This window comes from Bartonella sp. CL100XZDX (genome assembly GCF_042195375.1).
Taxonomy (GTDB): domain Bacteria; phylum Pseudomonadota; class Alphaproteobacteria; order Rhizobiales; family Rhizobiaceae; genus Bartonella.
The window spans coordinates 1-10,294 of record NZ_JBHIOH010000086.1; the positions used below are offsets into that span (position 1 = coordinate 1).

The window sequence follows — 10,294 nt, forward strand, 5'->3', positions numbered from 1 at the left end:
CAAGGCGGTAGTTTATGATCATGCTGTTATCAGTGGCGCTGCTAAAATTTATGGCAAGGTTTATGGGAATGCTAGCGTGGGGTGCCATGCCAAGATTAAAGGCTGTGTTGATGGCAATGCAAAAATCTCTGGTTATTTCATGGTCATAGATAATGTCTATGGCAATGCAAGGTTAAAAAGACATAGTGATCTTTATTGGGTTCCCATAAATTGTGAGGTTTATGAAAACGATACCGTTGTAAAGATTATTGAAAATAACGCTGCGTAAATAATGCGCGGGCGCGGCGGGGGCGCCTGCTTTCCAACCCAATTTTTCCATTTCAAATTTTAGAAAACGTTTATCACATTAGATTGTGAGGGTATCTCTATGTGTAAAAAATATGAATTAACCAGTGAAATCAAAAAAATCAAACATGCTCTTACTCGAAATATTATAAACCTTTATCGCATTAAAGCTTTAAAAGATTTTGATGATATAAAGGCGGGGTCTTTAGGCGGCTTTATTGAAAAGGAAGTTAACCTATCCCATGATGGCAATTGCTGGGTCTATGATGAGACTTGTGTCTACGGTCATGCAAGGGTGTATGAAAATGCAAAAATACGCCATTTTTCTCAAGTCTGTGGTCAAGTTTATGGCAATGCTGAAGTCTATGGAAAGGCTTTTATCTCTCAATATGCTAAAGTTTATGACCATGCTTTTGTCTATGGCAATGCTCATGTTTATGGCAATGTTTATGGGTATGCTCATGTGAATGGTAGTGCCCGCATTCTTGCTGATGCTCATATTTATGACCATGCGCATGTTTCTTATGATGCTACGGTTTTTAGTTATGCACGCGTTTATGGTCATGCCAAGGTTTCTGGCTTGGCTTGTATTTATAGCCATGCAAAAATTTATAATTATGCTGTTATTAATGGTCGTGCAAAAATTTATGGCAAGGTTTATGGCAATGCTTGTGTGAGTGGTTCTTGTGAGATTTATGGCTCTGTTTATGGCAATGCTAAAATCTCATATTGTGCAACGATCTGGGGGCGTGCTTATGGCAATGCAAAAATCAACAAAAAAAGCAAAGTAAGGTTGGTTCCAAAAAATTGTGAGGTGTATGAAGGCGATAAGCTTATCAATATAACTGATAAAACAGAATAAAAAGAGACATGGGGGCGTGCCTTCTTTTGGTTATAAACGCATATAAAATGCATTGCTATAAACATATCATAAAAGAGAGAGTAACATAAAAAAGCCGTGTCAAGTGATATGACGCGGCTTTCAAATAGCGTTTCTTATTGATTAAAATGAATCATCCACAATGGAGTAATCAGTGCATATATACAAAACGTATCATATTGCAAGCGCTCTATGAGAGATATGAAAACTTATCAAAAGGAACGTAAATGTGCGTATGATCTTTAATCACTCATTTGAATGAGAGAGCCTATAAAACGCTTGTTATGGCTATCAAACGTATCAATCATACCCCCTCCTTTGTGAGGTGGTCATTTGAAACAAAGCACATGATCAAAATGCTTCTTTTAAAACGTTTCAATATACTGACTTTAAAATTGAGTTGAGTGAATTCAAATAACTTATATTCTAAAATCAAAACCTATCAAACAAATCAAAACGCTTGATAGCTTTAACAAAACCCGTTTTTTACAGTTGCAAAAGTTGGCTTTTAAAACAAACTCTCATAAGACAATAAGCAACCGCTTTTATCAAACGCAAGGCTTTAAAAACTGTTATAAACATCTATTTCAAACGTTTAAACGTTCATTTAGAGAGGTTCTCATAAGCGTATTTTTATTTTGCACTCAAACATAACTTTTTTGCAAATTAATCGCTCTATATTTGTGCTCTGTATTTTTAAACTATAACTTTTAAAACGTTTTTAGTACCAAATCTAAAGTAGATAGTAATTCTACTGCCATGGCATTATTTGCCTCCATTTTTTTGTGGAAGCGAATAGTTCCATTCTTAAAAACTAGTCTGCAATCTATTCATTAAAAGGCTTTTCATTTCATAAGATATAAAATACCTCTTTATCGTTTTTTTAACTTTTATTAAGCGTTTTAAAAGCGATCTTATCCTTAATCCTTTTATGCAATCTTTATAAATTAAACCTATAAGCTTATGATTGCTTCAAACGATTATTCCTTTTTAAGGTTTCGCTCAAAAAAGAGCAAAACTCATACCATTCTTTAAACGTATAATCGATAATTCCAAACGACTAAATTTTTAAATAATGTGATTTGTGCTGTGATAAAAACGTGTCATAAAATTTATAAACTGTTATAAATGATATCTGCTTTTCATTTCATTTGAATGCACACATGCGTTATAACATTTACATCATGATTTGCTTTTTATGGTCTATTCATACATGGCAATTGTTTATAAAAAATGGTCAAATGAATCACGTATAAAAGTGTGGATTCTTAAGTGGATTCATATAAAATAATTTCACACAACCTATTGACTTTATTGTATTTTTTAGTATTATATCTTATATGACCGACACTAAGTGCGAAAGTGTTCTCTTATGACGATAAACATCTCGCTTTACAGGTATTGGTCCTCCGGTCTTAACCCGAATATAATGACGTGTCATCAGACTTCTCTTAACAATTGGTTACGAATTCAACGACTATACTTGCTTGACCAGCTTGTACTGTCTTATCAGCTTTAGCATAGAGAGTAAGTTCTTCATCATAAGGGATAAACTCCTTCTGATTGGTTGGCTTAACCTCTTTGACTGCCTGTTGTTTGATTTCTGCTTCACCAAACTCAGTCCCTCCAGCAGTGCACCCTATTTTGACCTTTGTGTCCGAAAATGCTGTCTTAACAAACACTTTAATTGAAGTAATCAAAGCACCACGAGGTAGCGTACCTATTCTCATAGCGTTTTCTTTATCTTCATAGCTAAAATTAAGCCGCAAAAAGCTTACCTGCTGGGTATGAAGATTTCTCCCTTGCAAGGGCTGTGGTAAATAATCTGCCATGTCTTATCCCCTCAATGATTTGTTACGAATTGCACAACCACAATACATTCACCAGCATCAGTGGTTTTGTCTCGTGTTGCATAAAGGGTCATCTCCTTATCATCTGCAACAAAAGACTTTTGATCTGTTGGCGTAAAATCTTGCGTGCCTAGGACTTTGATGTCTTTTTCACTGAACTCATTGCCGCCATAGGTGCTGCCTATCTTTAATTTTGCCTCAGAAAACGCGGTCTTGACAAAAGCCTTCATCGAAGTGATCAAAGCGCCACGAGGCAAAATTCCGATTTTGCGCGTCAAATGCTTATCTTTATGCGAAATATTCAAACGTAAGAAACTTACCTGTTGGGTGTGAAGATTTCTTCCCTGTAATGGAGGTGGTAATTGATCTGCCATGTCTTGTTTCCTCCCTATGATTAATTATCAGGTTCACCACTGTAGGTGGGGATAACAATCGTTCCAAAATCTTGCGCTGCTTGAGAGCTATTTGGAAATTTGAAACGGGTTTTCTTCATTCCAATCAGTGTTTTCGCAGACAAACCATAGTAACGTTGATAGTCGAAATGCTCTTCCACCAATTTATAGCGATTGACATTGCGATTATTTCCAAAAGCCATAACGATACTTTGTGCTCCAAGAAAAACAGCACGACGCACACTTTTTTTCGCTGTATGATCGGTAGATTTTACCCCATGGGTGACATGTTCAGATTCACGTAAAATCACACCATTATACATGCCTAAAGAACCATCAAAGATTGGGTTTTGCGCACGAGAGCCTGTGTAAGCAGCTTTCTGAATATCAAGCCACTGACCAGTCTCTGTATTGGTACGCAATTGCATCACTTGTGTTGGATGCAAATAGAGAACATAAACACTCTCCCCATTCACACGTACTGGTCGAATTTTGGGATTAGCAAGTTTCGCCATTTTTACAGCTTCGTCAATAAGCTTCAAACTAAAGCTGTGTTTTGGCGCTTCACTTAGCTCTTCATCCTTGGTTTTACCATCTGGACGGATAATTCGCTTACTACTTGGTGCCAGAGGTTCATTAAATCCATAATGCACATTCTCGATATCTATCATCCGATCTTCAAAAGAGATTGTCCTTGCTGTATATCCGCAAGCTTGAATGAAAAACATCAAGCTTAAGCGATCTGCATACCAATCAACTAAGCCATCTTTTGCTTCGTCACGCAAATCAAACGTTGTACGTTGTTGCGCTATACTACCTTCATTTTCTACACGAACTGCATGCGAAAGCTCGTCAATATATAGTCTGTCATGAAGGAATTGTAATGCCTCTTCATTCCCCTCAAGCGTCTGTCCTGAGGTAACACCCCGTCCCAAAAGCTGTGTACGTAAGCTAAATGTAACACAATCCCCTCTGCCCTTCTGTGTTTCAGTTTTAAGTTGAATAATGCTGTTTGAACCCCTGCCTATAAGAGGGGCAATAGGTATCGCCTTTGAAACTTCTGTATTTAATAATTTTGACCACGTGCTTATCGCATGAGGATCATCTGCTCTAACTGTTGTTAATGCCATTGATTTTACCTTTCTTTGCTGTAAAAAAAAACCGGCTTAAAAGCCGGATCATAGCCCTGTATAAAACAGACTAATTTCTATAAAATGCACTCTTAATACCCGTTACCAGCACCGTGTAATTGCCGAAAAATCGCTTTATTTTTCGGATTTGATATCCAAACGTCAAATTCTTCTTCTGACATCCTATCAATGCTTGCTAAAGTCATTGGTCCAGTACTCCCCCCTCCTCCAGATGCTGTCAAAGTCCGCGCAGAATTCTGCCGACTTTGAAGTTCTGCAACTTGATTATTCGCTTGTACTGCTTGGTTCTGATAGCCAAGATTTTGCGCTATTCTATAAATCTCTTCTGCCGGATTGAGATCTCTTTGTGCACAAGTCGCTACAAGAGCATGCAATTGATCTCTTATAATCGCATCTATCGTGTTTTGTTGTCCATACTCAGGATAAAGTGATGACCAAGAACTCAATTCCTTTGCGCGTGCCTCATAAAGAAAATTTGCCGCGGCATCAAAATCACTGGATTTATTTTGAAACGACTTAACAGAATTATTAAAAAATTCACCAAGACGTATATCATGCTGCTGCCGTTCCTCAGCTTGTCTTAGCGCTTCTTTCTGTTCCCTAATATACGCATCTTGCTTTTGAATCTTATCTAACATCCACGCCACTAAACGAACAGGGTCCTCACGTAGGTCTGGGGGTGCATTTTCACCTTCAACCATTGGCGTCTGGGTTTGGGGTTCATAAAGCTTGACAAGCGCTTCACGAGCTTGTTTGGCTTGTTGCTCCATACGCTGCTGTTCTATACTAGGAACAATCTCTGAAGGTTTTTCAACGGACTGCACAACCGGCTCTGGAGACGTAATATCATCATTATCAATCGTTTCACCATCATAAGTGCCGGCATCAAAAGAGCTCTCATCATCAAAGACCGGTGCTCCAACTCTGTAATCTTCATTCATAGCTTCATTCATCGCTTCGTTCATTTCTGCATTCATTCTCTAACCTCTCTCAAATGCTTCTTCCTCTGTATGTTGCCGCTCTTTCACGCATGATTTGATTTTGCGCTCGTTCATTAAGAATACGCTCCCGTTCAAGCTCATGCTTCTGTTGCATCAATTCCGCTTCCAATTCTGCTCTCTTTTGACGCATAACCAATTCAATCTGCTTGCCTTGTAAATCCATCTGTTGCATCTGACTTTTAGCCGCAATATCTTGCTGCTTTTCTTGCAACTTCATTTCCTGCTCGGGGTCCATCTGCTGTTGTTGTGCCATTTGTTGCTGTTGGAACTTCTCACTGACACGATTGAGTAATGACGCCGGCAATGGAGAATAACGAAGTAGATCAAGCATAATATCCGGCGTAATGGCATTTTGAAGCAATGGAAGCAGTTGTGTGATGATACCGAAGGTGCGCTCTTTCTCATTCGGGCTGGTTGGCGCATCATCAACAACAATATCATACTCGACACTCGTTACTTCTTCACGCGTCAATGGAATATATTGCGCATTCTCTTCACCAGATATCCGTACCAAACGCCCATCGGACAAGTAATTCTGTATCAAGTGCAAAATAATCTTACCTTGCCGCTTGCGGTACAAACGTAAACCATCAAACAGACAAGCAAGCAAATTTAAACTGGATTGGCGTCGTTGTGCCTCCAAAATACCCGCTTGTGTCACTTCCCTTGTACCAATGAATTCGGGCGATAAACCCGTCACCTGATTAATTGCTTCCTTTGCTTCATTAAACAGCTGGAAAAAGCCTTGTGGAAACTGTGCTACGGGTTTGGGTTGGATCTTTCCTTGTGCCAATGCGTTAGGTTTAACCCATGTAATACTGTCTGATCGGCTTAAACTTTTTGCTGCTTCTCTCTCATCCTTAAATGCACCACTCTCTGCCATTATCCCGCCTTTGGATTGGCTATTAAGGATATACATCACTTGACTGAAATATTTATTCGCCCACCGTTGCGGGTCTTTCGTTGGGCGCACAACCCCATAAAATTGCCGTTCTATCTTATCAAAATACCCCGTTATACACTCCCAACCCAATTGACCAGCTGGAACCAAGGGCTTATCAGGCGCTTCAAGCAGCTTTCTCCCTAAAAAAGCACGCCTTACAACCTTTTTATTGAAAGCCGCCCCTTGGATATCGGGCATCATGCACTGGAGCTGTTTAAATTCTTCCTCGCTATAATCACGAAGTTCTCCAGTGCTTAAATCGGGCGCTTTGTAATATCGCTCGCTTTCAAACCAACGGCATTCAACAAGCGTGATCATCCGTCGACCGTTTTCAACATCAATGCCCTTCTCATCATCGTAAGCTTCAAGATCATTATGATGAATGCCCTCATAAGCAACCCCATCACGCGCCCAATCTGCACTCAGTTCTGTCCAATGGGCTTTGGGAAACATCTGCTTGGCTACTTCCAAAGGCTTGCGGTCTACATACCACAAACGTTGTGCATCGGTTAAATTCGGTTGTACCGCTGCACTGTCCCAAACCATTTTTAAAGGATCTAAACGCGTAATAACCGGTTCACCATCAAAGCTGTTTTCATAATCAAGGCGAGTATCAGTCCACCCCATGCCGCAGATAACCGCATCTTGGAAAGCATCACTATCAGCGTATTCTGCATGCGCCATGTCTCGAAACCATTCTGCCGCACCGGTAAGCAATTCACTTGGCAATGCCTTGCCTACTTGACGGGGAATAAACTGCACTTCGCGCTTATTATTACGCTCTGAACCCACAACAGCATTTACAAGCGGAGCAATACGATTAAAGGTCATAACGGGGCGGCGTTGCTCTTTTAACGCCGCTAAATCAGCCTCATTCCACTGATCACCATTGTAAAAACGAAAATCCTCCCGCGCATGTTCACGCCATTTATTCACATGCTCCACATCTTCTTTGTACCAACTGACAAGCTTACGAAATAAGCCTTCTGTCGACAAATCTGATGCGTTACTTTCTTTATCTAAATGCTCTTCATCATACATCATTCTGCCATCCATGAGGTACTCTCATATTCCGTTCTGCCGCTATAAGCTGGTCGCCTTTGTATCGTCGGAGGTTCTTCATAAGCCACGCACATCAATCCAAAGGCATCTGCTCCATGNGGAACAACTTGCGTTTCAAAACCCGCATCATTTAAAGCGCTCTCAAAACTCACATTGTGCACACGGTCTCTGGTCGCACCATCATGGGGCAAAACCATCAGTGCCTTCTCATAACCATTTTGACGCAACCAACCGATATGCTCCGATAACGGCTGCCCCTGTGCTTCGTAATAATTAAGCACTCTGATTTCTCGACCAACAAACTGTGCTATCCATATCGCTGTGGCATCTGCCTTGGCTCCTGTTCCCCCAATGTCCCAAAAAGCACGTATTTGCATCAAGGGGTCACGAGCAACACGCCCTATCCGCCCCTCCTGCTCGGCTGCCAACATCTCTTTCTGATAATAAGCGCCTTGAACCGCTGTAAGATAAGCCCCTTCCCAGATATGCTTATAGGTCTCTGGACGGTTTCTAAGGTCATCAAGTCGTGCTTCATTCAAGATCTTGGGAAACTTCGGATTGTCTGACCAGTTGATCTCAACACGCTTAATTGCCTCATTGTCTGAAAAGCGAAACCGCTTCTCAACGGGGGCATTCTCTCGCAACGGGTTCCATGTTACCCATAACTCTGCCCGCCATCCCTCTCCTTCTTCTCGTAAAGTCGGTATAAGCGTTTGCCAAGCTGTCTCTGTAACCGGCTCTGCCTCATCAACCCAACAAAGCAAAATACGCCCCATCGATTTAATGCTCGCAATATTACGGTCCAGACCAGAAAACTGAAAGGCTACGCGACCATCTATCGACTTAATCGACGACTCCCCAACCTTGTAATAGTCCTTTAAAAAGTCGTGCGCTTCAATGGCGCGCTTAATTTCCTCCAATGAACTTTCTGCTAGCGAGTTTTGAAACTGACGTGCACAAAGAATGGTCCCCGATATCCCCTGCATACCAAATTGATAGCCTTTTAAAGCAGCCATCAAGGCAAATGATCTTGTCTTTCCAGACCCTCGTCCACCCCACGCCGCACGCACCAAAGCCGTACCTGTAAAAATCGGTATAAGCTTTGGAACAATATTAATCTGTCGTGTCGTCATTGACCAAAGGCGCGATTTCTACACGCGTTATCACCTTAATGGCTCCCCCATCTTCACCTGTTACCTGCAAAGGCAACACCTTACCAAGCAACGCTAAATAAGCCGCTGGACATTCTATAGCCTGCTTTTCCAAATAGGAGATCAAACCATCCTTGCCAATTTTATTCCCAGCATTCTCAGCAGCCTTAACCACTGCTTCTTTTAAAATGCGCGTCATCTTATTCGGAACGCCTTTTACCCGCCCTTGACCTGCCTTTGGTGGTATACGCTTTTTAATGGGTTGTGGAGCCTGTTCTGTATTTTGTGATGTCATAAAATACACCCTCCAGATAATAAAAAACCCCGCATTTGCGGGGATTTTGAACTGTACATCACGCTCATTTAGATACAATACGACTAGTGCCGTAATTGTCATTAAATACGATTTGCATCACTTTGTCAACACAAAAATAACACATATTGATATATTCAAAGGGAATCGGTTAGATAATTAAGATGTAAATTAAGGTAGAAAACAATGTCTATAAAAAAAACTCTCTTTAGAAGAGTATTAATTATCACACTTTTTACAACGTGTTTTATATCCACTTCAAATGGATATGCTAATTCTGAAGAATCTTCTTCATTTTTTAATAAGTTATTCTGTTCAAAAGTAACCACAGAATTAAAAACCGAACTTCATAATCACCTAATTCATGGAAACGAATGGTGGGAAAAAAGATTCAAAGAAATTAGAATGATAGAAGAAGTATATTTCTTGCATAACATGTCGACTTTATCAAAAGAACGTTTTGAACAACATGTAAATATGATAAGAGAATGGCATGATATACTGTGGGAAAGAAACAATAGTTTTAGCGATTTAACCGGCAGTATGCTACAAAAAATAAGTGCAATAGAGGATCTAAATAAAGCAAAACAATCTAAGAACCATATGGAGGAATCAGAAATTCTGAAAGCCCTTCCTATAATTGAAAAGCGGATAATTGAAAATAAAAGAAAACTTCATAAACTAGATTATGAAAGTGAAGCGTTATATAAGTTTATCATTCACTTTTATTGATAGTTACATAATTTTGCGAAAAATACTTTTGAAGCGCATTAAGAGCAACCTTTAGCGAACTCACAAGATGTAGTAATTCTTGATCTTCACTAACAAGGTACTGTAGCGCTGCATAAAGATTGTACTGTCTATAGAGATGTTGCGCCTCTTTTATTGCCTCGTGAACAGATTGATAATGACGCGTTGCTTTTTCAACCCATTGCTCAAAGCTATTAGGGTCTGAGTTTGTAGAAACATCATCATAAATAGCATTAGGCAAGCCCTTTGCACAAAGGTAATTATTCCTTATCTGTAGATATTGCTGGGCGGCGTCATATTGCTCTTGAGTAATCACGCCTTGTAAACAAAGCCGCCCTATGTAAGACCCAGAGAGTGGATTTTTTGCCTCCTGTAGCGTTAAACCGAAGCGCTTTGCACGTATCTCTATTGCCAATTTATCAACGGCTTCACGCGGTGTTTTGCAACGTGAGATACGTCCGTTTGGTTCTCTTACCTGCCCTGCTATTTTAGGGCGTCCCCTTTTTTTATTTTTTT

10 protein-coding genes and 1 pseudogene are annotated in these 10,294 nt (G+C 40.2%); 3 read left to right on the plus strand and 8 right to left on the minus strand.

Translation table 11 applies throughout. The features are described from left to right. Positions 1 to 268, plus strand: a pseudogene (locus ACFILU_RS09440) (hypothetical protein); the annotation flags it as partial. Between the two features lie 99 nt (positions 269 to 367). After that, entirely contained in the window at positions 368 to 1,147 is a 780-nt protein-coding gene (locus ACFILU_RS09445; RefSeq protein WP_375675715.1) for a hypothetical protein, read from the plus strand. Between the two features lie 1,469 nt (positions 1,148 to 2,616). On the opposite strand, the gene ACFILU_RS09450 is transcribed toward ACFILU_RS09445, so the two are convergent. The 7 genes from ACFILU_RS09450 to ACFILU_RS09480 all read right to left on the minus strand — a co-directional run bounded on the left by ACFILU_RS09450 (position 2,617) and on the right by ACFILU_RS09480 (position 9,010). After that, positions 2,617 to 2,997 (minus strand): hypothetical protein, encoded by a 381-nt coding sequence (locus ACFILU_RS09450; RefSeq protein ID WP_375675717.1) that lies wholly within the window; start codon positions 2,995 to 2,997, stop codon positions 2,617 to 2,619. An 11-nt stretch (positions 2,998 to 3,008) separates the two neighbouring features. Beyond that, positions 3,009 to 3,389 carry a hypothetical protein gene (locus ACFILU_RS09455; protein WP_375675718.1) on the minus strand — a complete coding sequence of 127 codons (381 nt, stop codon included), beginning with the start codon at positions 3,387 to 3,389 and terminating at the stop codon, positions 3,009 to 3,011. A 20-nt stretch (positions 3,390 to 3,409) separates the two neighbouring features. Next, positions 3,410 to 4,537 carry a N4-gp56 family major capsid protein gene (locus tag ACFILU_RS09460; RefSeq protein WP_015856180.1) on the minus strand — a complete coding sequence of 376 codons (1,128 nt, stop codon included), beginning with the start codon at positions 4,535 to 4,537 and terminating at the stop codon, positions 3,410 to 3,412. Between the two features lie 92 nt (positions 4,538 to 4,629). After that, complete coding sequence (locus ACFILU_RS09465) at positions 4,630 to 5,523, minus strand: hypothetical protein (protein WP_375675727.1); 894 nt, start codon at positions 5,521 to 5,523, stop codon at positions 4,630 to 4,632. A gap of 25 nt (positions 5,524 to 5,548) precedes the next feature. Next, a complete protein-coding gene (locus tag ACFILU_RS09470; RefSeq protein ID WP_375675719.1) occupies positions 5,549 to 7,558 on the minus strand; it encodes a portal protein in 2,010 nt (669 codons plus the stop codon). After that, positions 7,543 to 8,697, minus strand: coding sequence for a PBSX family phage terminase large subunit (locus tag ACFILU_RS09475; protein WP_375675720.1), 1,155 nt, complete (start codon positions 8,695 to 8,697; stop codon positions 7,543 to 7,545). Before ACFILU_RS09475 ends, ACFILU_RS09470 begins: the two co-directional genes overlap by 16 nt. Next, on the minus strand, positions 8,678 to 9,010 hold the full coding sequence (locus tag ACFILU_RS09480; RefSeq protein ID WP_375675722.1) for a hypothetical protein: 333 nt from the start codon (positions 9,008 to 9,010) through the stop codon (positions 8,678 to 8,680). Before ACFILU_RS09480 ends, ACFILU_RS09475 begins: the two co-directional genes overlap by 20 nt. A gap of 204 nt (positions 9,011 to 9,214) precedes the next feature. Between ACFILU_RS09480 and ACFILU_RS09485 the strand changes: the two genes are divergently transcribed. Further along, a complete protein-coding gene (locus ACFILU_RS09485) occupies positions 9,215 to 9,760 on the plus strand; it encodes a hypothetical protein (protein ID WP_375675724.1) in 546 nt (181 codons plus the stop codon). On the opposite strand, the gene ACFILU_RS09490 is transcribed toward ACFILU_RS09485, so the two are convergent. Beyond that, the coding region (locus tag ACFILU_RS09490) for a hypothetical protein (protein ID WP_375675725.1) at positions 9,744 to 10,294 on the minus strand (551 nt) is incomplete at its 5' end. The two genes, ACFILU_RS09485 and ACFILU_RS09490, sit on opposite strands and share 17 nt — an antisense overlap.